The organism is Methanobrevibacter woesei (genome assembly GCF_003111605.1).
In the GTDB taxonomy this organism is placed as follows: domain Archaea; phylum Methanobacteriota; class Methanobacteria; order Methanobacteriales; family Methanobacteriaceae; genus Methanocatella; species Methanocatella woesei.
This window is the reverse complement of sequence record NZ_MZGU01000004.1, coordinates 98,269-124,356: the sequence shown is the minus strand read 5'-3', so window position 1 is coordinate 124,356 and position 26,088 is coordinate 98,269. Positions and strand designations below refer to the sequence as shown.

The following is a 26,088-nucleotide window of genomic DNA, read 5'->3' as shown; positions in this document are numbered from 1 at the left end:
ATCATTCAATATACTTAATGATATTTATACAGTAATGATACAAAAACTCAAATTATTATTTTTTTTTATATTGCATAATATTTCCACATATTTATTATAAAATAAAGTTAAAGTATAATTATATGAACATAAATTCTAGACAGTATAAACAATTTTTAAATAAAACAATTTTGTTTATTATTGCATATAGTCCATTATTATTAATAATAAGTATAAAAACATTTGCTTATAAAACACAAATTAATTTACTTCTAATTAACCAATCGATATCCCTCCCAATAATATCAATTTTCTTTTTAATCTTCTTTTTAATAATCATTTTCATCTCATATAAACTGGTAGAAGACACTGCTAATACAAGTTCCAATAAATATATAACTGTTAACAAAATTGATGAAAAAACAGATACTATTTTATCTTATTTATTCCCTTACATTATCTCTATTATTTCATTAAAAACAACAGAAGAGTTTATTTCTGTAGGCATTATATTATTATTTATCTTTATAATCTATTTCCATTCAGAAATAATTTATATAAACCCAATATTTATGTTACTAGGATATAAAGTTTACAATTTACATACAGATAAAGATTATATTATAATCCTCTCAAAAAAAAATTTACATAGGTATATTGGACAAAAAATTACCGTTAGACAACTTAGTACAAGATTTTATGTTTTATATGGTGATTAAATGAAAAAAATACTGAAAAAAATAAACAATATAGATATAAACAATGTAAATTTATATTTATTCTCAAAACACAAATATTCAAATGATTTTGAAGTATTTTCTACAATATTTAACAATAATCAGATAAAAGAAGATATGAAAAATATTTTAAAAGAACAAATCATTAATCATATAGATGATGAAAACCATGAAATATACGAATACAATCCTATATTTAAAGATAATCAAATTGTTCAAAGAATAAACTGTGATGAAATAGAATATCTAAATAAATTTATCAATGAAATCAACCTAAATTGTGGAATATATAATGAAAATAAATTAAAAAAAGACCATGAATTATGGTTAATAGCTATTGTAATTGATGATGGAATTGATAAAATAATATCTTTCCAAAAAATTAGATCAAAAATACTTTTAAAGAATAAAACATATTTGTTAACATTTGGAAATAAAATTAAAAAGTTTAAAGAACCTTTATTACAATTAAAAGAAACAATGGACTGTATATGTTTTTTAGAAAAAAATAAAGAATGGAAAGACCAAAATATGTACATATTTAATAGTTATTACTTCGAAATGATATTTGGTTTTGAAAAAAAATTTAAAAGAGAAATAATCAGTATGCTAGAAAATTTAAAAAACAATAATGAATATGATATGAATTTATTGAATACAAACCAATTATATGAAAAAGTAAAAACCAATAAAAACCATTTAAAAAAATTATATGTCATATTAAAAAATAATAATTTTAATTATTTGAATGAAGAAAATATCCATAAAATTGAAGAGAAGAGCAGAATTAAATTTAATAGACCTAATGGGAAAATAGAATTAAAAACAAACGAAGATGTTAGAAAATTATTAAATTTTTTAAACGATGATTATTTAGAAGGAATTTTATCTGAAAAAACATTCATTACATCTAATAAAAGAGATGTGTAAATTAAGTAAATAAAATATTACTCCTAAAGTACCTTCTATTAAAAGGAATACCTCCTATATCTACATAATATAAATGATAAATAATAAAATAAGAATACATTGCATTCAAAATTAAATATTTCTCTTTTTTTAAAATAATTATCTTTAAAATAGCTATTTACATTATTAAAAGCCCCAATTATTTATATTAAGTACATATAATTAGTATTATAAATTTTAGAGGTCAAACTATGATAAATCTATCATCAATAAAGACATATATGTACTGTCCAATGAAATTGTACCTTGAGAAATATTTAGACAATAGCTATGGTGAAGAATATCATATTTACAATGATTTAAAAAATTTAAGAATTGATATTCAAGACCTACTAGAAAAAAACATGCGAAAAATCACAAGAAAAATGGATTATGCCACAATAGAAAAAATACTGAAAGAAGAGATTTTCGAATACATTGAAAAATCACTGAAGAGAATGAAATCCTATGATGAATATAATATAAGTGATGAAAAATTTGATGAAATTTACAATGACATATTTAGTGAAACAGAATATTTAATTAAAATCAACACATTAAAGACTAAAAAAGCTATGAATGTGATGAATCAAGATGGAAATACAATTGTTCAAATGTTTTTTCAATCCTGTATGTATACATATCTAATTAAAGACCCGCAACTTGACTTAATTGGAGTTTGTGATAAGATAGAAATTATAAATGGAAAATATTATCCAATATCCTATAAAAGTACAAATCCACCCTTAAGAGGTGTTTGGGATGGAGATGCAGTAGAACTAGCAGCTAATGCAATATTAATAGAACAGGAGTTTGATACAGAAGTTTATGTTGGATTTATTGAATATCAAAAGATAAATGAAAGACGACCTGTTGTAATGGATGTTAATTTAAGAAAAAGTCTATTTGAAGTAATTCATGAAATAAATGAAATACAAGATAACAAAATAATGCCAAAAATTAAAACTAGTAAAAACAAGTGCAATAATTGCGAATATAAAACCATTTGTTCACAAAAAGAGTTAGATAAAGGTAATTAAAACTTATTATTACCTTTTAATTTTTTTATATCGAAAACAGCAGTATCTGCAATAGCCATAACTGCCATAACGCCTGCCTGAATAGGATCTGTAACTACTAAATCTGCAACATCAGTTACTCCGCCGGGCATATTTAAACTAATAACAATAATCTTATCTTCTGTTTTGATTTTTTTAACAGCATCAATAATATCCCCACCCATTAAAGAGCCAGCAAGAACTAATGCATGAATACGAGGCAATCTTAAGATAGCATCAACTGCCTCAGCAATATTTTGTTCACCTACAAGAGGTATTGTATCAACACTGATACGCTCACCACGAATGTTATGCCTATCAGCCTCTGTAATAGCACCCATTGCAACTTGAGATACTTGAGCGCCGCCCCCAATAATTAAAATGCGTTTACCAAAAATATCATTTGATGAACTGTGTAATTCAGTAGATTTAACACCATCAATAGAATCAATTAATTCAATTAGAGCATCTATATTGGAAACATTTTCTAGCTCAAAGTTGATAGTTCCAATATTCCTACTATCAACAAAAAGATGAGTATAAGTGATATTAACACCAAAATCACTTATTAAAGATGTAATATCATTTAATATACCTTCTCTCTCTTCAGATTTAATTGTTATTGCATAATCATTCATTTTTTGGCCTAATTTTATCTAATTCAGCATGTGCTCTTTTCCACATACTTAAATAATTATCATCATCAGTAACTGGAATAACTTCAAGTCCTAAAGCTCTGTGATCATCAATCCATTCTTCATTAAATACAGGAATTTCAACTTTAATAGGTTCATTAGTCTTATTTACAATTATAAGATTCCTATATGGAAAATCCCATTCTACAATATATCCACCAAGACTTACAATATGGTAAGGTCTCATTACAAATTTCAAACAATCACCTCATAACAAACCTAATACAATAGCTAAAACACCAAATAAAGAAGCACCAATAACAGTAGGTAACAGTTGTCTATTAGTGAATACTGGTGTAAATGCTGAAAAAATTCCCATTGCAAAAACAAAGATTAATGCAACAATAATATTAACTACAATTCCCCAAGAGAATATTGATGGTGGCATTCCAATAAACAATACTGAAAAGACAGAACCAAGTACAAACATTAAAAATCCTCTGGTTAAGAATACAATAGCTCTTGAGTTAGCAGCATATTCCATATATGGTCCTTCAATAACATCTGATTTAGCTTTAATTATTGAAAATGGATATTCATTTAATAAAATCATATATCCAACGAAGAATACAACAGCTGCAATAGCCCCAGATACTGTAAATAGGAAAGGACCATGAATTTGTTGATATGCTACAATATCGGCAAGAAATATACTTCCAACTTGTGTTACAGGAGCAAATAATGCTAAATAAAGTGGGAATGAACCATAAGTAATCATTCTTAAAGATCTTTTTGCACTTATATCTTCAAAAAAGGATCTGGTTAATTCTGGATGTGCAGCACCTTTTACTATATCTGGAAATGGCATTCTTACAGACATTACAGACTTAGATAAAGCACCCATAAAAACATAACATATTTCTTCAACTTTTAATAGACCTACAACAGCTATTAAACTAGCTAACGCTGGAATATAAGTAGCATATGGAGTTAAAGCAATTAAGAGAACTAATATTACAATAAAACATACAATAGGTAATGCTTTATATAATCCTGGAACAGTAGCATTTGGTTTAATATTTTTCTTATAGAAAAACTTTAATGGAGCCATTATTCCTGGAGATGTTACAGGAGGCCCAATTCTTTGTTGAATCCTAGCATGAACATATTTTCTTTCAATACCTGGCAATAAGGTACTAATAATAAAACAGACAACAACTGTAAGAATTAATGCCAGTGCAGTATTTACAATAATTTCGTATGTCATTTATATTCCTCTTAAAATTTATCTCCTTATTATCTCTATAGCACGATCAGTACAGGTAAAACATGGATCGCATTGAACAATACACAATTGAGCATCAGTAATCTGATCTCCAATACATGCATATTGCATTGCACCAATATTAGCCATTGAAGGAGTTCTTATAATACAATGTCTAACTCTTCCATCCTCTAATGAATATGAGTGATACAAAGTTCCCCTTGGAACTTCAATATAACTTTTAATTATATCAGTATCTTTCATTTCCCATCCTCTATTAACAATTTTTCCTTCAGGCAAGTTTTTAATAGCTTGACGAATTATTTTAATAGATTCAAAGGATTCTAAAACCCTCATTAATAAATTGGATTTAACATCCCCATCATTTTGAGTAACAACATTAAAATCAAAGTTATCATATTCATACATTGATGTTCTTAAATCTCTAGCAATTCCAGTTGCTCTTAATGTTGGACCAGTTACAGCTAATTTCAATGCTTGTTTCTGTGGAAGTACACCAACGCCAGTTATACGAGACATTATAATTGAATCAGCAGTAAAACGATTTGCAAAATCTGTAAGACCTTGTTCTACAGTATCCATTCCTTCAATCAATCTAGCTATTCTGTTATCATCCAATTCGCATCTTGGTCTTACACCACCAATAATAGGACAACCATATTGAACCCTATTTCCACCAATCATTGCTAAAAGTTCCATTATAGTTTCCCTAAGATAAAATACTCTCATTGAAAATGTTTCATGAGCTAAAACTTCACAACCATGTGCTAAATAAAGAAAATGACTGTGTAACCTTTCAAGTTCGCCCATAATTACCCTAATGTAGTTAGCTCTTTCAGGGACTTCAATATCCAAACCAATTTCTGCAGTCCTAACAGAATTCCAAACATGTGAGTTAGAACAAATACCACAAATCTTTTCAGTTAATGCATTAGCTTTTTCAACAGGAAGTCCTTCCATAATCCTTTCAATTCCCCTATGATTTACACCAATAGTAATCTCAGCTTCCCTAACAATTTCATCTTCAACAAAAAGTCTAACTCTGTATGGTTCTAAAGCTGCAGGGTGAACAGTACCCATTGGAATTTCTGTTTCAATAATTTCACTATTTGGTACCTTTTCGTCCATTTTTTAAACCTCCTATTAATCAGCCTCTAATAATTTTGGTAAAATTGATACAACCCCAGACAATACATCCTGAGGTCTAACAGCACAACCTGGGATTTTTGCATCTACTGGAATAATATTTTCAACAGGCCCCTCAATTTCTTCTGAAGGAATATCTCCATGAATATTCTTATAAACACCACCCATTAAAGCACAACTTCCAGCAGCAACAACCAATTTAGGCTCAGGTATTGCTTCATAAATTTTTAATAATGGTTGCTTATTTAAATGAGTTACTGGACCAGTAACAACTAAAACATCCGCTTCACGAGGATTCCATGTTAAAAAAACCTTATATTGTTCAGCATCGAATCTAGGTGATAAAACAGAATTGACAATCTCAATATCACAGCCATTACAACCACCAGTGTATACTAACATTATATGAATAGCTCTTGCTCTTGAATATGATTTAATTCCCATAAAATTCCTCATCTATTTTTTATTTTTTAATATAGTTTTATCTGAGAGATACTGTGAAATCATTTTAAGTTTATCATCAGATATTTTAAAGGGTTGTTCAATTAAATTTGACACATCCACTTCTTGTTCTCCAACAGAATTTGGATGTATTGCTCCTTTTTCACCGAATAATGCATAAACCGGACAAAAATCATGACAATGATAACATACAACACATTTTTCAGGGTTTAATTCAGGAACTTCAGATATGATCCAATCATCAGTCAATTTAACTCTTGTATTTAAAGGTTTCATCTCAATTGCATCAGTAGGGCAAACATTAGCACAACCCCCACAACCTATACAAGCAGCATCATCAACCTTTTTCTCTGGTTCCACGGTTCCAGTAGAAATCTTTTTACGTATATCCATATCAGTTACTCTGTCTGCTGCGAAGAAAATTCTTTTAAAGTTGTCAAAAGTTCCTTCCAAAGCTATTTTAAGCATATCTTTCATTTAAATACCCTCTGTAGAATCTTTAAAGTTTCTCTCGAAAATAAATGCATTAGACGGACATGCATTCTTACATGCTCCACAATACTTACATTTTTCATCATTCACTTCGAATCCATCTTCTTTTTTAATAATTGCATCATATGAACAAGTTTTATAACATAATCCACAGTTAATACATAATTTTTCATCAATGAAACAGAAACCACTGTCAATTACTCTCTTGTGCATAGTGGATCTTGGGATTGCATCAACTGGACAATGAACAGCACATCTTTCACATAATATACATTTATCTAAGTTTACAGAAATGGAGCCCCTGTTTAATGTAATAGCTTCTTCAGGACATACTTCATAACAAATTCCACAGGATATACAGTCATCAGAAATTGAACCATCCCAAGTAGCTACTTTATAAACTCTTGCTCCTTGAACATCACATGCATTTACACAAGTTCCACAGGAAACACAAAAACCAGATAAAGTAGGCAATTCAACATTATTCACTTCATCAAATATGAATAGATTTTCATCTTCTTTTAAAGTGGAAACAGGACATAATCCAATAGACACTTCATGAACTTTTTCTACAGTTTCTCCAATATCTGCAGTTGGATCATATCTTTGTGCATTATTAATTCTTTTTAAAGAGTTATTTTCACTTAATTCAGCACATAATCCACAATTTAGACAAGATACAATGCTTCCAGCTGATTTTTGATTTATATTATTAATGTTAACCTCAAAATCACCAATTGTAATTGCATCATGAGGGCAGTTTTTAACACAGTTTAAACAAAGTGTACAGGTATCATGATTTATAATTAATTGTTTTGTGATTGAACCATTAGAACAAGCATCAACACAAGCCCTACATTGAGTACAAATACCTTCATCCCTATCTATGTTTACATTAATTGCATTTGTAGGACATTTATCTTGACAACGACCACAGAAGATACAATCATCATAATTGGTTCCAAAGTAACCCCTTGTAACTACTTTTTTTTCTGATTTTTTAGGAACATCAATAGGAGGTAAATTGAAATTTAAAGATTTAATGAAATTAAGATGTTTTTCTTCAGTTAACTCAAATCCATCTACCCTTGCAGAATTAGGACAAGCCTCCATACAAACTCCACAACGTGAGCAGATACCATAAGTAACACCATCTTCAATCTTAATATTGTCAATAGGACAAGAATGCATACAGATTCCACATGCATTACATTTTGCTCTATCTACAACATATCCACCATAATTATTTTTAAATATAGCATCATTAGGGCAAGCTTCATAACATTTTCCACATGTAAGACAACTAAAAGCTTTTCCGCCAATATATCTAATAGCTTTTGTTGGACATTGTTTAATACAATCCCCGCTTCCATCACATTTATTTGTTGACAAAAACATCATAACAACCCCTAATCATGCTTCTCCTGCTGAAGATACAAGTTTACCAATCAATACTCCAATTAAAGCAAATATAAATCCAGTAGCTATTGGTACATCAGTATAAAATGGATATGCACCTAATTGCCATGCCATTAAAAGTCCTGCAATAATAATAGCTACAAAAGAAGCTAAAGTGAATTTAGTTTCTTGTTTTGAATTAGTTTTAATCTGAACTCCTACAACAAAACCTAATATAAATCCAAATATAACGGGTCCTAAAATTAACATAATCCACCTCAGCTATTTTCTTCTCCTAATTTTTTAAAGCCTACAAAGGCTATTACTATTGCAGATAATCCTACAAGTACTTTTAATCCCACAAATATGTTTAAGTATGGAACAATACCTGCATTAGTTGGATCTGGATAATGGAAAATATTTTGAATAAATCCTGGAACCAAATTATAGAAATCCGCACCAACATTGTATAAAAATGATCCAGCCACAAATAAACCAACTAAACCTAAAATAACATAACCTAATGCTCCAACATTCTCTAAAATTGCAATATACTCATGAGAAAATTTTAATGGAGATTCTTCCAATCCATAAACTAGAATACATAAAATAACTCCAGCAGCAATCATTGCTCCACCTTGGAATCCTCCACCAGGAGTAATATGTCCACCTAATATAGTCATGACACCTAAACAGATTAAAATAATAGCAATAGGCAGTGCAATTAATTTAAGAATAGTGCTTCCCTGACTCATTCTTTATTACCCCCTAATCTACCTCTACCAAATATAAGTAAAACTACTAAACCTGCAGTTAATAATATTAAAGACTCACCTAAAGTATCGTAACCTCTGAAATCAAAAATTACAACAGTAATTAGGTTTGGAGCAATGCTTGTTCCTAAAGCATTATAAATATTACTTACACCAGGAACTATTATATTACTTAAATGGAAAAGTGCATCACATAAAGTTGCTGCGAAAACAGCTATTGCAGCAACTGAAATTATATTTCTAATACTTTTAGACAAGATTTCCACCCCAGTAAATGAATGTGATTAAAATTCCCAAGGTAAGAACTGCATAAAACAACATTTTATCTAAGGAATCTTCTTGTTCCACCTTAAATTTAGGAATAAGTGGCATATTAGCAACTAATAAAACACCACCCAATATAACAACAATACCTGCTAATAAAGGACTCATGTGCCTTATTAACAAGCACACTAATAAAAATGAAACAATTATTAATATTTCTGCAGTAATACTACCTGAAACATCAGAATTTCTAGCAGGGCCTCCAGAGAACAATTGTCTGAATTTTTTAACTACATTAAAGAATTGATCATAAAGTTTCATCTAAAACAGACCCCCTACATATTGGAAAATACCATCTGTAATTAATCCTGGAACAAATCCAACAACAATAATTATAATAAATAAGATTACCATTGTGAAAAGAACAGTTCTTGGAATATGAGTATTAGCAATTTCCAAATCATTTGGCTTTGGACTTAAGAATATTTTGTAGAATGCTCTTACAAATACAACAAATGTTGCAATACTTACAATAATAGCTAATAATGATAGCTCTGGGAATCCGCAACTTAATGAAGCTTGAACAAGCATTAATTTACTTTGGAAACCAGCTAATGGTGGAACACCAGCCATGGATAAACCTGCAATAAGAATGATTATAGCTGTTTTTGGATAATATCCAATTAATCCACCAATTTTACGAGTATCACTTTCACCAGTAGCATAAGCAACAACACCAAATCCAATGAAGAGCAATGCTGTTGTAATCATTTCATTAAATGCTTGGAAAAGACCCGCAGATAAAGCAAATTCTGTTCCAAGACCTATAGCTAAACCAATGAAACCTAGCTCACCAACAGCTAAAAACCCAATCATTCTTCTGAAATCTGTCTGTGTTAAAGCCAATGAAATACCTAAAATCATAGCTATTGCTGAAAATACAACAAGCAACATTTCAAAGAATGGTAATGGTGAAAATATTCTAAACATTATCAATACAATTGAAACCATTGACCCAACAGTAAATGCCTGAAGCAAAGCAGCAGTATGAGGTTCAGTTTTACTGTAAATACCAGATTTTATAGTATGGAACGGTGGTAAACCTGATGCATATAACCAACCAAAGAATATCAATCCACAAGCCATTAATAGAACTGGAGAAGCAACACTAACTGCACCAGTATGAATAGCTGTAACAATGTCTGTAATATTTAAGTTTCCAAAGACACCCAATATTAATGCAATTCCTAAAAGCATCATTGGACTTCCAATAGAACCTAACACCATATATTTAAGAGCCATTTCATAGCTATTCTCTAGAGAAGAAGCTGCAACAATACCTACTTGTGCTAATGCCAAAATCTCAAAGAATACAAACATGTTGAATATGTCATCAGTTAATAATAATGCAGTTACAGATGCAGTACCCATAAATACAAGGAATAAGTATGGTCCAGAAGCTTTTTTGTATTTGGTTATGAATATAAATACAGTTATGAAAGTTAAAAGACCTAAAGCACAGATAAATATCTGTTGAAGTATATCAAAGGAATATGTAATAGCTGGATGATATAAGACACCAGTTACATTATCAACTATAGGTGAATAACCTCCAAAGTAATGTAAACCATAATTAGCGATTAAAGGAATTATAGGTAATGCAATACCAACAATTAAAGCAATTATTTTAACAACCCTATTAAAGTTAGAGAATGTACTTACAAGAAGAGCACATAACATAGGAATGATAACCATTAAAGGAATAAACTCATTCATAACTCACCCTCCTCATTAGAATTATCTGCTAACATCACTGCAGTACTTAAAGTACCATATTTTTTATAAAGAACCATTACAATTGCCAGCATTACTGCTAAAGTACTTGCCCCAATTACAATACTAGTTAATACTAAACCAAAAGGCAATGGATAAGCTGCATTAGCTGCATACCATGAAGGATCCATACCTGGCATTAAAATAGGAACAACACCACCAGATTTATAACCTAATCCAATGATTAATAGATTTGCTCCTTCTTCAATGAAGCTAATACCAACAACTTTTTTGATTATATTATCAATGAAAATAGCTGCAAAAAGACCTACAATAATCAGAGCAGCAGATGTGAAAAAAATTGCAAGTTGTGTATAATCCATTTAGCTATCCTCCCTTTGTGTTTTTTTAATAGCTAATGCAATGAATACAGGAACAATAGCTGCACCCACAATAGCTTGAGTTAAAGCAACATCTGGAGCTAATAATAATTGGAAAAGAACTGCTAATGCCCCTCCAGAAAATCCAGTTAAAATTGCTGCTTTCATTAAATCTTTTTGAATAAGAGCAAGAATCGCACTTAATACTGTAATAATCATCAAAGCATACATTACTACCATACTAATCATCCTCACTTATTTCCAATGTTGAAACAGAAAACCTTTCATCAGCTTTTTTATCTGCAGGAAATTCCTCTCTTTCCAAATCCTGCACTTCTTCTTTTGAATGTAAGAAAGGATTTTCTTTAATTTCTTCATCAGTAATTTCTTTTTTAATATTAGAATTATTTAAATCATCTTCAGTCTTGAAATAAGCATAACTCATAGCATGAGCAGCAAATGGAGCTATAATAAAGTAAAGTCCAGCTAATATGTAATGGCCTAAAGCAATCATTGCCAAAATACAGGCCATATCAAAAATACCTACAATATGAATTCTTGCATAAACAACATTTTTCTGGTTTTTATTTACCCTTAATAGCCCAACAGCAGCTATTATAATTAAGATTGCTGAAATAATTAACAAGAGAGATTGAATCCATTCAATTAAGAAATACATTATTCATCTCCCCCCATAGCTATAGCAAAAGCAACAGTACCTACAAATCCAAATATTAATAAAGCTAATGAAATATCTCTAAAGAATTCTGCATTCCATATTTCACCAGCGATAAGAAGAGCTACAGCAAAAGCTACAACAACAACTGAGCTTCCTATTAACCCCATTGAAGTGGATTTATATGCACCTATCCTTAATGCAGCAAACATCATAATTATAAGTGCTATAAGCACAAAATATTTTGAAAAAAATAATATATCCATTATTAATCCCACTCAATAAATTAAATACAAGAAAGAGCACCATTCACAAATTTATTCCATCATTTTTTTAATATAAGGTTCAAAAGGAATAATATCCTCTTTCTCTCTTGGAGAAATAGTCGCTACTTTAATAATTCTATTTTCAGAATCCAAATCAACAGATAAAGTTCCCGGTGTTAAAGAAATACTATTAGCAAGTATAGTTTGAGAAACAGGCCTTTCTAAAACAGTTTCAATATCCATAACAACAGGGTCAATATCGCCTTTAATAACCCCACCCCAAGCAACAGCAATTGTTGATTTAATTATTTCATAGATGAGATCAAAAAAATATATGATTCCATAACCAAGTCTAGTTAAAAACATTAAATAAGCTCCCTCTCACTAATTAATTAGCCAAATATAAATGAAAATAATATTGACCATACAATAAATATAATTATATTTAACATGATTATTTATTATAAACTTTTACATTTAACCTAGAATTTACTGATTTTTAATAAAAAAAGAAAAAATGAAAAATTCAGGAAGTTAACTTTAATCCCATAACTCCTGCAATGATCAGACCAATACAAAAAATCCTAAATAAATTCGCAGATTCTTCCAAAAATAGAATACCGAAAACAATTACTCCAACTGCACCAATAGCTGTCCAGCAGGCATATGCAGTCCCCATAGGTATTGTTTTAAAAGATAAAGATAAGAAAATTAAGCTTAAAATCATGAATATAGCAGTTAAAAATACAAATAAATAATTAGTGAAGTTATCAGAGAAATTTAAAGCTAAAACCCAAGCCATCTCAAATAAACCTGCAACAATTAGATAAATCCATGAATTCATGAAAATGAGGTTTATATAAAGAAGTATATAAATTTTGATTAAATCAAATCATTGACTGGAGAAAACCTAAAATTAAGTCAATAAAGAAATTACCATAATAAATATAATATACAATAGCTAAAATTGCTAAAATAGCTATTATAACCATTCCAAATTTTTTATGCACTTTTTTAGAAGAAATTGGTGCAAATAACTTAATACCTGCTGGAGAAAATGAATCCAATACAATGTGGCTTAAAATACCTAAAAACAGTCCAAATGCCACTTCAATATAGTTAATTGATATTGGGCCAAAGAATAAAATGCTTAAGACAAAACAGGCAATGAATATCGCTAATAAATGGTTATTTAAAAATAAAAACCCAATTAAAATTATTAAAATAAACATTAATATATATGCATTTGAAAATGGAATTAATTCAGCTGCAAAAATCAAAATTAAGCTAACAGTTGCAGTTAATACAAATAAACCAAATATAGAGTGGGTGAAACTTCTATGCTGTGAAAAATAAAAGGTTAAACCTAAAAATAAAACGATTAATCCCAAAAGATAAGGTAATTTAAGCATATAAAGAACAATGAATAAGACCAAACCTAAAATGATTATTTTATAAACAGTGTCTCTTTTAAATTTATGGTCAAAATCAGGAATATTCGCCCCGATAACTGTTAAAGCAACAATAAGAGGATTATGAAAGAATAACAGAGATAATATCAAAGCAAATAATGTATGTCCTTTATAAGATGACATTAAACCACCTATACTAGTTAATTAATAAAAATACTATATTTAAATTTATTTAAAGAGCATATGAAAAGTAATTAATCACCAAAATATTCTAAAAAGCTATTCATCTGAAGAAAAGAACGTCTTATACTTCCTTTAGCAACTTCACCAAAAGGTGATAAAACTTCCCCTGTAATAGATGGAATACCATTTAGATTGCAGACATCCTCAATTGCACCAGTGTAAGTTTCGCCTGCAAAATCATAAGGAATCAATTCGCAACATACAGAGTTTGAAATATAACTAGCTATTAAATAACTTTCTAAAGAAGGCTGTTTACTGCAAAAAACAGCCTCAATTCCAGGATTACTATTTAAAGCAGTTGTATGAAAATCACCAACATAATCTATTTTTAATTCTTTAATTACATCTAAAAGACAGCAACTTAGTGAACCTTTAATATGAGCAGATCTATTTAAATCCATTTCATCATAATGTCTTAGATTATCCATAGTTGATTTTGGTGCTAAAAAAGGAATAACATAAATAGTGTTGTTTAAGTCCTTTGTTAATAATTTATTGATTAAATCTAAGGCTGCAACTTGAGACGATAATTCATTTCCATGAGTTCCAGCTAAAATTAATAAATTTTTATTACCTTCACCTAATTTAAAAATAGGAGTTCCAAAAACTGCCATATTAAGTATGAATTGATTAAGAGAATTCAATATAATATTTTCAAAAATATTATGATTCCTTGATATATAGCCTCCAGAATTTTTACAAATATAAGAAAACTCAAGATTATCAAATTGATTAATTTTTTCAAAATGCATGATAAAATAATCCATAAAATTGTATTAATTAATATATTATTATATGTTCAATATAAGTATATTTTCCATTAAGAGATGGTCAAATTGAAACAAAATATTAGAAATTTTATAAAACTTATAAATTACGAACGAAAAGCAGAAATAGCTGTAATGCAAAATGAAATAAAAAAATTATCTGGCCATGAACGAGAAGACAAAGGAAGGGCAATTAATAATTTAAAAGGAAAACATATTGGAAAAGAACTTGGATTTCAAATAGTAAAATATGGGCGTAAAAAAGAGATTAATACTGAAATAAACGTTGGAGACATAGTTTTAATAAGTGCTGGAAATCCCTTAAAAAGCGATTTGACAGGCACTGTAACTGAAAAAGGCAGCAGATTTATTAAAGTTGCTTTTGAAAGCGTTCCTAAATGGGCATTGAAAAAGCATGTACGCCTTGACTTATATGTTAATGATATAACTTTCAGAAGAATGGAAGACAATTTAAATAGCTTAACTTTATATGGAGAAAATGCTTTAAATCTGCTTTTAAGTAAAATAAACTCAAATCCAATTGAAGACTATAATGAAAAAGTAGATTTTAATGATAAAGGATTAAATAAATCTCAAAAAATAGCTATTGAAAAAAGTCTTAAAAGTAAAGATTTTTACTTAATTCATGGTCCCTTTGGAACTGGAAAAACAAGAACTCTCATTGAGCTTATTTACCAAGAGTATCTAAGAGGAAATAAAATTTTAGCAACTTCTGAAAGCAACACAAGTGCTGACAACATTCTTGAAAGATTATCTAAATTTGATATTGAAATAACCAGATTAGGCCATCCACAGAGAGTACTGAAAGATAATATCAAATATACTCTAGCCTATAAGTTTGAAAACCATCCGCTTAATCAAAAAATTGAATCAATACATAAAAAGATTAGCAAAATCTGTGAAGAAAGGGATAAACATACAAAACCAAGTCCACAGTATAGAAGAGGTTATAATGATAGTGAAATCTACAGATTAGGAGTTCAAAGAAGAGGAGGGCGTGGAGTAAGTTCAGAAAAGATGAATTCAATGGCAAAATGGCTAGAACAAAACAGCAAAGTGAATAAATTATATTTAGAAATTGACAGATATGAAAATAGCATAATAAAAGACATTATTAAAAACAGTGATGTAATTATATCAACAAATTCCTCAGCAGCACTTGAAGAAATTTCAAATATTAGATTTGATGTTGCAATTATCGATGAAGCTACACAAGCAACAATTCCCAGCGTATTAATTCCCATCAATAAATCAAAGAAATTCATACTTGCCGGAGATCATAAACAGCTCCCCCCAACAATAATTAGTGAAAAAGCATCTGAACTTTCAGAAACACTATTTGAAAAGTTAATTGAGAAATATGAGGAAAAATCAAGTCTTTTAAAAGTGCAATATCGTATGAATGACAAATTGATAAAATTTCCAAATGAAGAATTTTACAATGGAGAGCTAACAAGTGACAATAGTGTTAAAAACATAAGTCTAAGTGATATTCTTAATTTAGAAGATGTTAAAAACTTAAATAAAAAAGAAAAGAAATTGTTATCCTCTAAACACCCTTTAATTTTTATTGATACATCAGAAATGAAAAATAACTTTGAAAAACACCTTAAAGATTCCAAATCTATCGTGAATAAATTAGAATCAAAAATTGTTCTTAAAATTAGTGAGTTTTATGAAAGTTTAGGCATTAATTACAAAGATATGGGAATCATAACCCCTTATTTAGATCAAGCAAATTTAATTTCTAATAAAACAGATGTTGAAGTTAAAACAGTAGATGGATTCCAAGGAAGAGAAAAGGAAATAATTATAATATCCACTGTTAGAAGCAATAAAAAAGGAAAAATAGGATTTTTAAAAGATTTACGTCGTTTAAATGTTTCGTTAACACGGGCAAAACGTAAATTAATCATTGTTGGTAATAAAAAGACATTATCACACAATAAACATTATGCAAAATTAATAAATGAATCAGTAGAAATTTAGGTATACCTAAACTTTATATAGTAGAAAAGTCTAAGTATTATACAAGAGGTAACTTAATCTCTAACTCTTGATTGGGGACTCTTAAATCTTAAAACATGAATCTCAAAAAAATACCTGTTATATATATTTCAACCTCAACTAAATCCCAATTAAGAGTTTTTCTTCTGTCTTTCTTTTTTTATTTTTTATTTTTTTAAACTTGAAATTTCAAAATATTATAAATAGTATTAATAATAAAGATATTTCTTGATATATCATTTTAATTAAAATTTATTGGTGATTACATGGATAAAGTAGTTCTTGCATTCAGTGGTGGATTAGACACCTCTGTTTGTGTAAAATTATTAGAAGAAAAATATAATGTAGAAGTTATCACTGCATGTGTAGATGTTGGTCAAGGAGACGAAGAAATTAAAAAAGCTGAAACAATGGCTAAAAAAATCGTCAATGGAAAACATTACACAATCGATGCTAAAGAAGAATTTGCAAATGATTACATTGCAAGAGGAATAAAAGCAAACGCGGAATACGAAGGTTATCCATTAAGTACAGCTCTTGCAAGACCTTTAATAGCTAAAAAGATTATTGAAGTAGCTGAAAAAGAAGGCGCAACAGCTATTGCTCATGGATGTACTGGAAAAGGAAACGACCAATTTAGATTTGAAGCAGTAATTTTAGCTATGTCTGATTTAGATATCATTGCACCAATCAGAGAAATGAACTTAACAAGAACTGAAGAAAAAGCTTATGCTGCTGAAAAAGGAATTAAATTAAACTACGATAAAATTTACAGTATTGATGAAAACCTTTGGGGTAGAGCAATTGAAGGAGATGTCTTAGAAGACCCTGCAAATGAACCACCTGAAGATATTTATGAATGGACTGCTTCCTGGAAAGATGCAAAAGACGAACCTGAAAAAGTATCTATTGAATTTGAAGAAGGAATTCCAGTTGCTATAAACGGCAAAATTATGCCTTTACTTGATATCATTAAAGAAGCTAACAAAATAGCTGGAGAAAATGGTATTGGTAGAGTAGATATTATCGAAAACAGAATGATTGGTCTTAAAAGTAGGGAAATCTACGAAGTGCCTGGAGCTAAATTATTAATTGCTGCTCATAAAGCATTAGAAGAATTAGTTCTCACTACTGATGAAATCAGATTCAAAGAGTACATGAGTACACTTTATTCTGACTTAGTTTACAGAGCTCTCTGGCAAGAACCTTTAAGAGAAGATTTAGATCAAGCTATTGACCAAATGCAAAGAAGAGTAAGCGGAGAAGTTGAATTAAAACTTTATAAATCATCAATCACTCCAATTACAAGAAAATCTCCATTTAGTTTACATAGTGTTGAACAAATCTCATTTGAAGATAAAGAAACTGACCAAAGAGAAGTTGAAGGTATGATTAAATACCACGGTTTGCAAGCTGCAAACTACCAAAAATTATAACTTCTTCTTTTTTTTATTTTTTAATTACACTCCAAATTAAACACTATTTTTATTAATAAACAATAAAAAACCGCTTTTTTAGAAATTTAAATAAATGGCGATACCATGAAAACATTGCAAGAAATTATTGACTGCTCAGATAGAATCGTCTTTTTTGGAGGAGCAGGAGTATCTACTGAAAGTGGAATTCCTGATTTTAGGTCTGAAAATGGTGTGTTCAACAGTATGCAAAAATATGGAGAAACCCCAGAAAAATTAGTCTCACATAGCTATTTTATAAATCATACAGAAGAATTTTACCAATATTACAAAGAAAATTTGATTTTTAACGATGCAAAACCAAACAAAGCTCATATTGCACTAGCTAGATTAGAAGAAATTGGAAAATTAAAAGCAGTTATTACACAAAATATCGATGGACTCCACCAAAAAGCAGGAAGTAAAAATGTTTTAGAGCTTCATGGAAATGCTAATCGTAATTACTGCCAAATTTGTAACAAAAAGTATGATGCTAATTATATCCTTGAAAGTGACAATATTCCAAGATGTGAATGTGGCGGAATTATTAAACCTGATGTTGTCTTATATGAAGAACCATTAAATACAGGGCTTTTAAATTTTGCAACTAGCTATATTGAAAGTGCAGATACTTTAATTGTTGGAGGAACTTCTTTAGTTGTATATCCTGCTGCAGGATTAATAACACATTTTAAAGGAGAGAATCTTGTTTTAATTAACAAATCACCCACTGATTATGATAGCTTTGCAGATTTAGTTATAAATGAACCTATTGGTGAAACTTTAGGTAAGTTAAGGCTTTGATAAATTAAATTCAATTGGCCTAGACTCAAAATAAATGCCCTCCAAAGTATTTATTGTTTTATAGACCAATATTTCAACTCCATTTTCATGTGCTTCCTTTAAAGTTTGACTAAACTCAGGATCATTATCCCAATTTGGTCTAAAAGAGTCACCTAAAGGATGTTGAATCAAAAAGAACACAACTGCTCTAAAACCTTCTTTTTTAAGTTTAATTAATTCTCTAAGATGTTTTGAACCTCTTTTTGTAGGAGCATCAGGAAATCTTGCTTCAGTACCAACAACCAATGTCACACCTTTAACTTCAACATAACATTCGTTTTTTGGTGTTACCATTCCACAGCAACCTTCTTCAAAGTTAGCCAAGTATATATCAATTCTAGAATCATGAATTGTTTTTTCTCTTTGAATATGAGAATAACCAGCAAGTTCTTTTATTTTACCATTTCCAATAGCATCAAATACAATCTGATTAGCTTCCTGTGAGTATAGTGAAACTAAATGCCCACGATTCTCTACAAAATGAAGAGTGAATTTAGTTTTACGTTTTGAATCATTAGAAGGAAGAAGATAAACTACTGTTCCAGGCACCAATAGCTCTTTACATCTACCAGTGTTAGGAACATAAGCTATTTCTTCACGTCCATCAATATTTACTTCAGCTATAAAACGATTAGGTCTTTTTTTGAAAGTAGCTTTAATATATTCCATATTACCATCTATTGACCATTATTGCACCAATATATCCTATTAAATCAGTAGCAGAAAATCCATAGCCTTGTTTATTCATAGCTACATCTCCAGCACGACCATTAATATAAATAGCTAGTGCAGCAGCATTAAAAGTATCTAATCCTTGAGATAATAAACTTGTAGCAAGTCCAGATAATGCATCACCAGTTCCACCAACAGTCATTCCAGGATTTCCAGTTTTATTTATTTTAAATTTGTTTCCACTTAAAATAAGATCATATTCCCCTTTAATAATGACAGTTCCTTTAATAGCCTTTGTAATTTGTTGAAACATTGAAATATTTTCATCAATACTTGAGAATTCAGTTCCAGCTAATGATAACTTTAACTTACTCTCATCAATAGCTAGTTCTTTGATTTTATCAGCAAAAAAGGTTTTAAACTCAAATAAATGAGGTGTTAAAATCACATTTTCATTATTCTTAATTAAATTAATATCAACTAATTTTAAAGCATCTGCATCAATAACCAATGGTTTTTTAATTTTAGTTGCTAAAATATTAAATAATTTAGCAGTTTCATCGTTTAAACTGGCACCAGGACCTAAAAGTACGGCATCAACTTCTTCTACTAATTCTAAAATTTCTTCAGCATGTTGAGAGGTTAGATAATCACCCTCAAGACTTCTTACAATTAAATCTGGAGAAGTGGATTTAATAGCTAAACTGGCTGATTCAGGAGCTGCAACATAAACTAAATCAGCACCAGAAGAAATAGCTGAAAGACCTGCAATAGTAGGAGCACCGGAATAATCTTTACTTCCACCTACAATCAATACCTTACCATTATTACCTTTATGGGATTTTGAAGGCCTATTTTTAAGTCTTAACAGATCTCCATAGCCCATAAAGTATTCTGCCTCAATAGGAATTCCAATATCACAAGTAACAATTCCACCAACTTTATCTTCACCAGCTAGATGAATTCCTGTTTTTACTCTATGGAAACTTATAGTGTAATGAGGTTCCACAGCAACATCAGAAACTTCCCCTGTTAAGGGATCCATACCAGAAGGAACATCAACAGAAACTGTAAGTCCATTAGATTTATTAATAACTTCAACAGCCCTTTTTACTTTAGGTCTTAACTCTCCTTTAATACCAGTACCAAGAATTGCATCAACAATTATAAATTCACTGAAACTTTCACTTTGAGCAATATCACAATTATTAACATCTTCAATTGTGTCTAAATAATGAACAGTCAAATGAGAAAGTCTTGGTTCCATATTTGTTATAATTTCAAAGTTGGTTTTAGCATTATCTGAATGAATATTATCCTTATCAGTTAACATGTAAATATCAACATCATAACCCCTATTTAAAAGATAACGGGCAGCAACAAAACCATCCCCACCATTTCCACCGGAACCTGTGAAAATAGCTATTTTAACAGGCTTAGAGAAAGTGTAAACTGCAATCTTACCAACTTCTTCAGCAAGGGATTTACCTGCAGATTCCATAAGACAAAGCCTTGAAAGACCTAAACATTCACAATTAATATCAGTAATCATCATATCTATAGGATCCATAATCTCACCTTAAATTAATATAATATTGATTTCAATAGTATAAATTAATTAACATGTTGAACTAAGGGGGTTTTGTACTGCTAAAAAAAATCACCCAAAATTTATTTACAGGAATACCAATTAAGTTATTAAAAAATGGCGGAATTCTAATTATAGGATTTATAATTTATGGAGTGGTTGGGTCTTACTTCATAATGGGATTGAATTTAATTGATTCAATTTATTATACTATAATAACAATGGCTACAGTAGGATTTGGAGATATTGTGCCAACAACTGCCCTACAAAAGATTTTTTCAATGACTGTTGCTTTAAGTGGTGTGGGAACTATTGCATATGTTTTTAGTGGTGTAATCCAAAATTTCACAGAAAAACTAACTGAATATTCAAAAGGTGCAAAGATGTATAAAAAAATCGGTAAAATGAATAATTATTATATTTTATGTGGGTTTGGACGCGTGGGAAATGTAGTTTATGATGAACTTAAAAAAAGAAATCAGAATGTAGTTATAATTGAAAAAGACCCTCAAATTGCAGAATCCATTGAACGTGATGAAAAAACTGTGGTAATAAATGAAGATGCAACAGAAAGTGAAACATTAATTGAGTTAACAAATGAAAAATGCAGCAGCATAATTATTACAACCACCAGTGATGTTACAAATTTATTTGTTGTTTTAACAGTGCGTGAACATAACCCTGACACATGGATTGTCTCCAGATGCAGTAAAACAGAGAATATTCCAAGATTATACAATGCTGGAGCAAGCAAAGTAATATCTCCAGAAACAATAGGTGGAGGAAACATCTATTTTGAAGCTGTAAAACCACATATACTTAGAGTTACAGTTCAACATGAAATGGAAGACATTAAAAATGAGATGTACACCATAATTGAACATAACTGCATTATTGAAAATATAGATTATCATTTTCCAGGAATTAAATCACCTTTAACACGTAAAATAGGAGTTATATCTAAAGAAGAAGTTGATTTATTTTTAGAACAACTAGAAAATGACCCTCAATCAAAAGTTTATTTAGAAAACTTATACAAAACCGCCCATTACATCCATTCGCATTGGATTTCAGGTTCAGATGCTGAATGTTTAAATAGATTATTAAAAGATATTGAAAAAGAGTCTAAAGTTTTAGGAATTAATCTATCTAATGAAGAAATAGCTGAAATAACAAAAAAATATGTTGAATAATAAAATAAAAGAAAAAAGAGGGTTTAAAACCCTTAGAATAAATCTTGTAAGTTGATTTTGTGAGCTCCTAAGTTTCCACCGAAGTTACCAGCATCGATTTCTAATACACCAGGAACAGTACAAGCAGCTTCAATACCTGCTTTCATTGCTGCAGAAACTGCATCTGCGTCAACACCATCAATTACAATTTCAAATACACCATGTGCATCTTCTCTAATGTCAGATTCAATTCCTTGTTCTTTTAAGGAAATACACATTTTTTCGTTGGTAGATGCATCTAAGAAATCGTAACTGTTACAACCTACTTTAGAACCAGAAGCAACCATACCTCCAGGGAATGGAGTGATTACACCAGGAACACTAGCAATTGCATCAACTGCTACTTCAGCAGCTACTAAACCATTCATTTTACTATCTGCAATAATGAAGAAGTTTCCTCCTGCAACACCTTCTTTGTAACCGAAAGTAGATTCTACAAGGAAGTCTCCAGACATAATTGGAATAACGTGCATTTTTCTTCCATCAATTTCGGTTTCATCTTCATATCCGTCACCGAAGAATTTTAATTTGAAACCAGTTTTAAGTTCCTCATCAGCATCATCAAGAACATTGAATACTGCAGTAGTTGGTGCAGTTAAAATACACATACCAATTCTTTCAAGAAGTTCGTGATCTAATTTCTTTTTAGATCCATTACAAATCATAATTACATAACCAGGCCTTCCATCTGGAGTTTCACTAGGTGGTACATAGCAGTCTACACCTGCTTCTGCAGGACAACCAATAACGGAAGTTCCGTAACCTGTTGCTTCAGTAGCTGCAACAAGTGCTAATTTTTTTGTAGCTGCGGTTACAAGTAATCTAGTAACTTTAATTCCAAATGCTTCTGCATAAGTATCTTTAATTTCTACGCCGTTAATTTCCATATTTTCACCATAAAAATATCAAATTTTGATATATAAAAATTATTATATTTATTAATAAAATAAAGTTTTCTATTTAATCTCATCATTAGATGAGTTTTTAATTTCCTGATCTATCTTTTTCATTTCTGCATCTAACTCTTTATCTGAGCTGCTATTGAGAGATAATTTATCAAGAACTGAAGAACCATAATAAGGAAGCAATAACATTCCTAAAATAGTAGCTAACCAATAAGAAATTAATCTTTCAATTACAGTTGCAGCTGCACTTACTGAAGCTGAAATTCCTGCAGATGCATAGAACAAAATCATTACTCCATCTACAGCACCTAATCCTCCAGGTAGTAGTGGAATCATACCAATTAAAGAAGCCAAAATAAATACTTCACCAATAATAACTGGACTTATATCTGCTCCAAATGCTAAAAATACCAAATAAACTCTTAAAATCTCAAAACCCCATATTATAAAAGATAAAGGAAGTGCATAGTAGAGTATGTTCCTATTTGAGATTAAATTACTCATGGTATCCTGAAATCCATTAACTACAGAAACGATTTTTTCTTCAAGTTCAGAGGAGTTTTTCTTATAAAATCTCCTAACAATTCCAATACACCAATTAGAAAGTTTTTCACCAAATTTCTCATTAATGGATAAATAAATCAAGATTATAAGAAATGCAATAATTAAAATCATTGCAACAGCCATTAAAATAACAAGCCACAAATCCATGTTAAATGTAAATGTAGCTCCTATAATTGTAAGTAAAGCTAGAAAAACAAATGGGAAAGTATCTAATGCCTTATCTGCAACAACAGTAGCAAAAGATTCCTCCATAGTAACTCCAATATCTCTAGATAAGATATACGCCCTAACAGGCTCTCCACCACCTCTTCCCATAGGAGTGATGTTATTAGCTGCTAGACCTACAAGAGTAATTGGAAGTAATTTTTTAATACTCAAGTTCATATCAGCCATATTGGCAATAATACGCCATCTTAAAGTATACAAATAAAAAACAAAGAACTGAACAAGAACAGCAACTAAAATTAATCTTAAATCAGCGAATTTTAAAGCAGCAATAATCTCCTCAATACCTACAAACCATAGGATTACTACTAAAATAGCTAAACTAAATAATAATAAGAGTACTGTTTTTTTATTCATTTTGAAACCTACTTAAAATTTCATGATTAAAATAACTATGTTTAAACTTTATATATAACTTTATGCTAGAAATAAATTAATGAGATATATACACAAAAATGACATTTACACAGTATTACACTATAGTGGCCAAATCATGGAAGCCGTTGGTTTTATGTGTTTAGTCCCAGTTATAGTGGATTTGATTTATGGTGAGGCAAATGCTCATTGGTATATTCTCGTAGGACTTTTTTCTATAGTAATTGGTTACTTAATAAATCAAAATATAGCCTCTGAAACAAAAAACATTCGTCTTAAACATGGAATGGCAATTTCTTCATTTGCATGGCTGTGGGCTGCATTAATGGGGGGAATTACCTTTGAACTAGTTACCAACATCGGAATACTCAATGGAATTTTTGAATCAATGTCTGCATTAACTGGAACTGGAGTAACCATGTATAATGATGTTGAAATACTTCCACAATCAGTATTATTTTTTAGAGCATTTCAACAATGGATTGGTGGTTTAGGAGTAGTGCTTATGATTATTGGTGTAATCACCAGACCGGGAGCAGCTACTATGAAACTATACAAATCAGAGGCACATGAAGATCGTTTAAAACCAAGTGTTAAAAACACACTAAGAAAAACTTTAAAGATTTATTTTATTTACACAATCATAGGAATTATTTTATATGTTATTGCAGGAATGCCCCTATTTGATTCCATTTGTAATACATTCTCCACTATTTCAACAGCAGGAATGTCCATTAAAAATGATCAAATGGGATTCTACAACAGTGACCTAATTTATATAATTTCAATGGTTCTAATGATATTAGGTGCAACAAGCTTCCTTACCCATTATAAAATGGTTAAAACAAAAGGAAGAGCTATTTTCAAAGATGTGCAGTTTAAAACAATGATTGCAATAATAGCAGTTAGTTTCATTATAATTTATGCTACAAGCAATATTATTCCAATGCACAGTTTATTTGCTATTGTATCAGCAGTAACAAGTACAGGTGCATCTATTGACACTTCACAAGTAATGGGAACCTGGCCAATATTTCCTTGTTTAATACTAGCTATTGCAATGATAATTGGAGGTTCCAGTGGGTCTACATCTGGTGGAGTAAAATTAATTAGAGCTATTCTATTCATTAAAGGAATAATTAGACGTGTTAAGGAAAGTTTATCTCCAGAAGGTAGAATCATACCAATCAAAATATCAGGAGTTACAATTAGTGATAAAGAAGTGTATGAAAGTGGAAATTACATTGCATTATACCTTATATTCATTATAATAACCTGGTCTATTTTTTGTTTATTAGGTTATGATCCATTTAAAAGCTTATTTGGAGTTATTTCCCTTCAAGGAAATGTAGGGCTTGATTTAGGAATTATAACTAATAGTTTAGACCCTATACTTAAAGTAGCAGCTATTGGAAATATGTGGGTTGGAAGATTAGAAATATTCCCAATATTAGTAACTCTTGCAGGAATATACAAATTTATTAAAAAATAATAACTGCTTGAAAATA

32 protein-coding genes are annotated in these 26,088 nt (G+C 29.9%); 7 read left to right on the top strand and 25 right to left on the bottom strand.

The genetic code is table 11. The features are described from left to right. Positions 1 to 226: 226 nt before the first annotated feature. Positions 227 to 367 (bottom strand): hypothetical protein, encoded by a 141-nt coding sequence (locus MBBWO_RS08105; protein ID WP_165807920.1) that lies wholly within the window; start codon positions 365 to 367, stop codon positions 227 to 229. A gap of 331 nt (positions 368 to 698) precedes the next feature. Between MBBWO_RS08105 and MBBWO_RS03090 the strand changes: the two genes are divergently transcribed. Beyond that, positions 699 to 1,646, top strand: a complete 948-nt coding sequence (locus MBBWO_RS03090) for a Kiwa anti-phage protein KwaB-like domain-containing protein (protein ID WP_116669420.1) — start codon at positions 699 to 701, stop codon at positions 1,644 to 1,646. A 230-nt stretch (positions 1,647 to 1,876) separates the two neighbouring features. After that, complete coding sequence (gene cas4, locus MBBWO_RS03085) at positions 1,877 to 2,704, top strand: CRISPR-associated protein Cas4 (RefSeq protein WP_116669419.1); 828 nt, start codon at positions 1,877 to 1,879, stop codon at positions 2,702 to 2,704. Here cas4 and MBBWO_RS03080 read toward each other — a convergent pair. From MBBWO_RS03080 to MBBWO_RS02985, 20 genes are all read right to left on the bottom strand, one after another. Then, on the bottom strand, positions 2,701 to 3,360 hold the full coding sequence (locus MBBWO_RS03080; protein WP_116669418.1) for a DUF5612 domain-containing protein: 660 nt from the start codon (positions 3,358 to 3,360) through the stop codon (positions 2,701 to 2,703). The two genes, cas4 and MBBWO_RS03080, sit on opposite strands and share 4 nt — an antisense overlap. Then, positions 3,353 to 3,616 carry an energy-converting hydrogenase B subunit P gene (locus MBBWO_RS03075; protein ID WP_116669417.1) on the bottom strand — a complete coding sequence of 88 codons (264 nt, stop codon included), beginning with the start codon at positions 3,614 to 3,616 and terminating at the stop codon, positions 3,353 to 3,355. Before MBBWO_RS03075 ends, MBBWO_RS03080 begins: the two co-directional genes overlap by 8 nt. A 9-nt stretch (positions 3,617 to 3,625) precedes the next feature. Then, positions 3,626 to 4,624 (bottom strand): respiratory chain complex I subunit 1 family protein, encoded by a 999-nt coding sequence (locus tag MBBWO_RS03070; protein WP_116669416.1) that lies wholly within the window; start codon positions 4,622 to 4,624, stop codon positions 3,626 to 3,628. Between the two features lie 18 nt (positions 4,625 to 4,642). Continuing rightward, complete coding sequence (locus tag MBBWO_RS03065; RefSeq protein WP_116669415.1) at positions 4,643 to 5,770, bottom strand: hydrogenase large subunit; 1,128 nt, start codon at positions 5,768 to 5,770, stop codon at positions 4,643 to 4,645. A gap of 15 nt (positions 5,771 to 5,785) precedes the next feature. Continuing rightward, the gene (locus MBBWO_RS03060) at positions 5,786 to 6,232 is read right to left on the bottom strand and encodes an NADH-quinone oxidoreductase subunit B family protein (RefSeq protein ID WP_116669414.1); all 447 of its coding nucleotides are present in this window, start codon (positions 6,230 to 6,232) and stop codon (positions 5,786 to 5,788) included. Positions 6,233 to 6,244: 12 nt separating this feature from the next. Beyond that, positions 6,245 to 6,727, bottom strand: a complete 483-nt coding sequence (locus MBBWO_RS03055; protein ID WP_116669413.1) for a 4Fe-4S binding protein — start codon at positions 6,725 to 6,727, stop codon at positions 6,245 to 6,247. Continuing rightward, positions 6,728 to 8,140, bottom strand: coding sequence for a 4Fe-4S binding protein (locus MBBWO_RS03050; protein ID WP_116669412.1), 1,413 nt, complete (start codon positions 8,138 to 8,140; stop codon positions 6,728 to 6,730). 15 nt (positions 8,141 to 8,155) lie between these two features. Next, positions 8,156 to 8,410, bottom strand: a complete 255-nt coding sequence (locus MBBWO_RS03045) for an energy-converting hydrogenase B subunit J (protein ID WP_116669411.1) — start codon at positions 8,408 to 8,410, stop codon at positions 8,156 to 8,158. Between the two features lie 8 nt (positions 8,411 to 8,418). Continuing rightward, the gene (locus MBBWO_RS03040) at positions 8,419 to 8,895 is read right to left on the bottom strand and encodes an MnhB domain-containing protein (protein WP_116669410.1); all 477 of its coding nucleotides are present in this window, start codon (positions 8,893 to 8,895) and stop codon (positions 8,419 to 8,421) included. Further along, complete coding sequence (locus MBBWO_RS03035) at positions 8,892 to 9,170, bottom strand: EhbH (RefSeq protein WP_116669409.1); 279 nt, start codon at positions 9,168 to 9,170, stop codon at positions 8,892 to 8,894. The genes MBBWO_RS03040 and MBBWO_RS03035 overlap by 4 nt, the downstream gene beginning before the upstream one ends. After that, entirely contained in the window at positions 9,163 to 9,498 is a 336-nt protein-coding gene (locus MBBWO_RS03030) for a hydrogenase (protein ID WP_116669408.1), read from the bottom strand. Before MBBWO_RS03030 ends, MBBWO_RS03035 begins: the two co-directional genes overlap by 8 nt. Beyond that, the gene (gene ehbF, locus MBBWO_RS03025; protein WP_116669407.1) at positions 9,499 to 10,953 is read right to left on the bottom strand and encodes an energy conserving hydrogenase EhbF; all 1,455 of its coding nucleotides are present in this window, start codon (positions 10,951 to 10,953) and stop codon (positions 9,499 to 9,501) included. It lies immediately after the preceding gene. After that, positions 10,950 to 11,333: a cation:proton antiporter subunit C gene (locus MBBWO_RS03020; RefSeq protein WP_116669406.1), complete on the bottom strand. Its 384-nt coding sequence runs from the start codon at positions 11,331 to 11,333 to the stop codon at positions 10,950 to 10,952. Before MBBWO_RS03020 ends, ehbF begins: the two co-directional genes overlap by 4 nt. Continuing rightward, positions 11,334 to 11,570 carry a DUF4040 domain-containing protein gene (locus MBBWO_RS03015; protein ID WP_394340360.1) on the bottom strand — a complete coding sequence of 79 codons (237 nt, stop codon included), beginning with the start codon at positions 11,568 to 11,570 and terminating at the stop codon, positions 11,334 to 11,336. Between the two features lies 1 nt (position 11,571). After that, complete coding sequence (locus MBBWO_RS03010; protein WP_116669405.1) at positions 11,572 to 12,009, bottom strand: cation:proton antiporter; 438 nt, start codon at positions 12,007 to 12,009, stop codon at positions 11,572 to 11,574. Further along, positions 12,009 to 12,272 (bottom strand): monovalent cation/H+ antiporter complex subunit F, encoded by a 264-nt coding sequence (locus tag MBBWO_RS03005; protein ID WP_116669404.1) that lies wholly within the window; start codon positions 12,270 to 12,272, stop codon positions 12,009 to 12,011. The genes MBBWO_RS03010 and MBBWO_RS03005 overlap by 1 nt, the downstream gene beginning before the upstream one ends. Positions 12,273 to 12,323: 51 nt before the next feature. Beyond that, positions 12,324 to 12,638, bottom strand: a complete 315-nt coding sequence (locus MBBWO_RS03000; protein ID WP_116669403.1) for a monovalent cation/H+ antiporter subunit E — start codon at positions 12,636 to 12,638, stop codon at positions 12,324 to 12,326. 160 nt (positions 12,639 to 12,798) lie between these two features. Continuing rightward, positions 12,799 to 13,116: a DMT family transporter gene (locus MBBWO_RS02995; RefSeq protein ID WP_116669402.1), complete on the bottom strand. Its 318-nt coding sequence runs from the start codon at positions 13,114 to 13,116 to the stop codon at positions 12,799 to 12,801. 43 nt (positions 13,117 to 13,159) lie between these two features. After that, positions 13,160 to 13,867, bottom strand: a complete 708-nt coding sequence (locus tag MBBWO_RS02990) for a metal-dependent hydrolase (RefSeq protein ID WP_116669401.1) — start codon at positions 13,865 to 13,867, stop codon at positions 13,160 to 13,162. A gap of 71 nt (positions 13,868 to 13,938) precedes the next feature. After that, positions 13,939 to 14,679 (bottom strand): succinylglutamate desuccinylase/aspartoacylase domain-containing protein, encoded by a 741-nt coding sequence (locus tag MBBWO_RS02985; protein WP_116669400.1) that lies wholly within the window; start codon positions 14,677 to 14,679, stop codon positions 13,939 to 13,941. Between the two features lie 84 nt (positions 14,680 to 14,763). Between MBBWO_RS02985 and MBBWO_RS02980 the strand changes: the two genes are divergently transcribed. The 3 genes from MBBWO_RS02980 (at position 14,764) to MBBWO_RS02970 (ending at position 18,980) form a co-directional block, all read left to right on the top strand. After that, positions 14,764 to 16,704 carry an IGHMBP2 family helicase gene (locus MBBWO_RS02980; RefSeq protein WP_116669399.1) on the top strand — a complete coding sequence of 647 codons (1,941 nt, stop codon included), beginning with the start codon at positions 14,764 to 14,766 and terminating at the stop codon, positions 16,702 to 16,704. 284 nt (positions 16,705 to 16,988) lie between these two features. Further along, on the top strand, positions 16,989 to 18,158 hold the full coding sequence (locus tag MBBWO_RS02975) for an argininosuccinate synthase (RefSeq protein ID WP_116669398.1): 1,170 nt from the start codon (positions 16,989 to 16,991) through the stop codon (positions 18,156 to 18,158). A 105-nt stretch (positions 18,159 to 18,263) separates the two neighbouring features. Beyond that, complete coding sequence (locus MBBWO_RS02970) at positions 18,264 to 18,980, top strand: NAD-dependent protein deacylase (RefSeq protein ID WP_116669397.1); 717 nt, start codon at positions 18,264 to 18,266, stop codon at positions 18,978 to 18,980. On the opposite strand, the gene sfsA is transcribed toward MBBWO_RS02970, so the two are convergent. Further along, positions 18,969 to 19,688 (bottom strand): DNA/RNA nuclease SfsA, encoded by a 720-nt coding sequence (sfsA, locus tag MBBWO_RS02965; protein ID WP_116669396.1) that lies wholly within the window; start codon positions 19,686 to 19,688, stop codon positions 18,969 to 18,971. The genes MBBWO_RS02970 and sfsA overlap by 12 nt on opposite strands. A gap of 1 nt (position 19,689) precedes the next feature. After that, positions 19,690 to 21,261: an NAD(P)H-hydrate dehydratase gene (locus tag MBBWO_RS02960; protein WP_116669395.1), complete on the bottom strand. Its 1,572-nt coding sequence runs from the start codon at positions 21,259 to 21,261 to the stop codon at positions 19,690 to 19,692. A 77-nt stretch (positions 21,262 to 21,338) separates the two neighbouring features. On the opposite strand from MBBWO_RS02960, the gene MBBWO_RS02955 reads away from it, so the two are divergent. Further along, positions 21,339 to 22,472, top strand: a complete 1,134-nt coding sequence (locus MBBWO_RS02955; RefSeq protein ID WP_341476361.1) for an NAD-binding protein — start codon at positions 21,339 to 21,341, stop codon at positions 22,470 to 22,472. A 32-nt stretch (positions 22,473 to 22,504) separates the two neighbouring features. Here MBBWO_RS02955 and fhcD read toward each other — a convergent pair whose 3' ends face one another. Both fhcD and MBBWO_RS02945 read right to left on the bottom strand, forming a co-directional pair. Further along, positions 22,505 to 23,398, bottom strand: a complete 894-nt coding sequence (fhcD, locus tag MBBWO_RS02950) for a formylmethanofuran--tetrahydromethanopterin N-formyltransferase (RefSeq protein WP_116669393.1) — start codon at positions 23,396 to 23,398, stop codon at positions 22,505 to 22,507. Between the two features lie 69 nt (positions 23,399 to 23,467). Continuing rightward, positions 23,468 to 24,562: a UPF0104 family protein gene (locus MBBWO_RS02945; protein WP_116669392.1), complete on the bottom strand. Its 1,095-nt coding sequence runs from the start codon at positions 24,560 to 24,562 to the stop codon at positions 23,468 to 23,470. 136 nt (positions 24,563 to 24,698) lie between these two features. Here MBBWO_RS02945 and MBBWO_RS02940 point away from each other — a divergent pair, with 136 nt between their 5' ends. Continuing rightward, positions 24,699 to 26,072 (top strand): TrkH family potassium uptake protein, encoded by a 1,374-nt coding sequence (locus tag MBBWO_RS02940; protein WP_243408459.1) that lies wholly within the window; start codon positions 24,699 to 24,701, stop codon positions 26,070 to 26,072. The last annotated feature ends 16 nt before the right edge of the window (positions 26,073 to 26,088 follow it).

What these genes read in the sequence shown, in the direction of transcription:
- MBBWO_RS03015 (WP_394340360.1), bottom strand. Translation starts at nt 11,570, where the DNA reads ATGGTAGTAATGTATGCTTTGATGATTATTACAGTATTAAGTGCGATT.
- MBBWO_RS02990 (WP_116669401.1), bottom strand. Translation starts at nt 13,867, where the DNA reads ATGTCATCTTATAAAGGACATACATTATTTGCTTTGATATTATCTCTG.
- sfsA (WP_116669396.1), bottom strand. Translation starts at nt 19,688, where the DNA reads ATGGAATATATTAAAGCTACTTTCAAAAAAAGACCTAATCGTTTTATA.
- MBBWO_RS03065 (WP_116669415.1), bottom strand. Translation starts at nt 5,770, where the DNA reads ATGGACGAAAAGGTACCAAATAGTGAAATTATTGAAACAGAAATTCCA.
- MBBWO_RS03050 (WP_116669412.1), bottom strand. Translation starts at nt 8,140, where the DNA reads ATGTTTTTGTCAACAAATAAATGTGATGGAAGCGGGGATTGTATTAAA.
- MBBWO_RS03005 (WP_116669404.1), bottom strand. Translation starts at nt 12,272, where the DNA reads ATGGATATATTATTTTTTTCAAAATATTTTGTGCTTATAGCACTTATA.
- MBBWO_RS03080 (WP_116669418.1), bottom strand. Translation starts at nt 3,360, where the DNA reads ATGAATGATTATGCAATAACAATTAAATCTGAAGAGAGAGAAGGTATA.
- MBBWO_RS03055 (WP_116669413.1), bottom strand. Translation starts at nt 6,727, where the DNA reads ATGAAAGATATGCTTAAAATAGCTTTGGAAGGAACTTTTGACAACTTT.
- MBBWO_RS02995 (WP_116669402.1), bottom strand. Translation starts at nt 13,116, where the DNA reads ATGAATTCATGGATTTATCTAATTGTTGCAGGTTTATTTGAGATGGCT.
- fhcD (WP_116669393.1), bottom strand. Translation starts at nt 23,398, where the DNA reads ATGGAAATTAACGGCGTAGAAATTAAAGATACTTATGCAGAAGCATTT.
- cas4 (WP_116669419.1), top strand. Translation starts at nt 1,877, where the DNA reads ATGATAAATCTATCATCAATAAAGACATATATGTACTGTCCAATGAAA.
- MBBWO_RS03020 (WP_116669406.1), bottom strand. Translation starts at nt 11,333, where the DNA reads ATGGATTATACACAACTTGCAATTTTTTTCACATCTGCTGCTCTGATT.
- MBBWO_RS02960 (WP_116669395.1), bottom strand. Translation starts at nt 21,261, where the DNA reads ATGGATCCTATAGATATGATGATTACTGATATTAATTGTGAATGTTTA.
- MBBWO_RS03010 (WP_116669405.1), bottom strand. Translation starts at nt 12,009, where the DNA reads ATGTATTTCTTAATTGAATGGATTCAATCTCTCTTGTTAATTATTTCA.
- MBBWO_RS02975 (WP_116669398.1), top strand. Translation starts at nt 16,989, where the DNA reads ATGGATAAAGTAGTTCTTGCATTCAGTGGTGGATTAGACACCTCTGTT.
- MBBWO_RS02985 (WP_116669400.1), bottom strand. Translation starts at nt 14,679, where the DNA reads ATGCATTTTGAAAAAATTAATCAATTTGATAATCTTGAGTTTTCTTAT.
- MBBWO_RS03060 (WP_116669414.1), bottom strand. Translation starts at nt 6,232, where the DNA reads ATGGGAATTAAATCATATTCAAGAGCAAGAGCTATTCATATAATGTTA.
- MBBWO_RS02945 (WP_116669392.1), bottom strand. Translation starts at nt 24,562, where the DNA reads ATGAATAAAAAAACAGTACTCTTATTATTATTTAGTTTAGCTATTTTA.
- ehbF (WP_116669407.1), bottom strand. Translation starts at nt 10,953, where the DNA reads ATGAATGAGTTTATTCCTTTAATGGTTATCATTCCTATGTTATGTGCT.
- MBBWO_RS03090 (WP_116669420.1), top strand. Translation starts at nt 699, where the DNA reads ATGAAAAAAATACTGAAAAAAATAAACAATATAGATATAAACAATGTA.
- MBBWO_RS02970 (WP_116669397.1), top strand. Translation starts at nt 18,264, where the DNA reads ATGAAAACATTGCAAGAAATTATTGACTGCTCAGATAGAATCGTCTTT.
- MBBWO_RS03000 (WP_116669403.1), bottom strand. Translation starts at nt 12,638, where the DNA reads ATGTTTTTAACTAGACTTGGTTATGGAATCATATATTTTTTTGATCTC.
- MBBWO_RS03040 (WP_116669410.1), bottom strand. Translation starts at nt 8,895, where the DNA reads ATGAGTCAGGGAAGCACTATTCTTAAATTAATTGCACTGCCTATTGCT.
- MBBWO_RS03045 (WP_116669411.1), bottom strand. Translation starts at nt 8,410, where the DNA reads ATGTTAATTTTAGGACCCGTTATATTTGGATTTATATTAGGTTTTGTT.
- MBBWO_RS03030 (WP_116669408.1), bottom strand. Translation starts at nt 9,498, where the DNA reads ATGAAACTTTATGATCAATTCTTTAATGTAGTTAAAAAATTCAGACAA.
- MBBWO_RS03070 (WP_116669416.1), bottom strand. Translation starts at nt 4,624, where the DNA reads ATGACATACGAAATTATTGTAAATACTGCACTGGCATTAATTCTTACA.
- MBBWO_RS02940 (WP_243408459.1), top strand. Translation starts at nt 24,699, where the DNA reads ATGGAAGCCGTTGGTTTTATGTGTTTAGTCCCAGTTATAGTGGATTTG.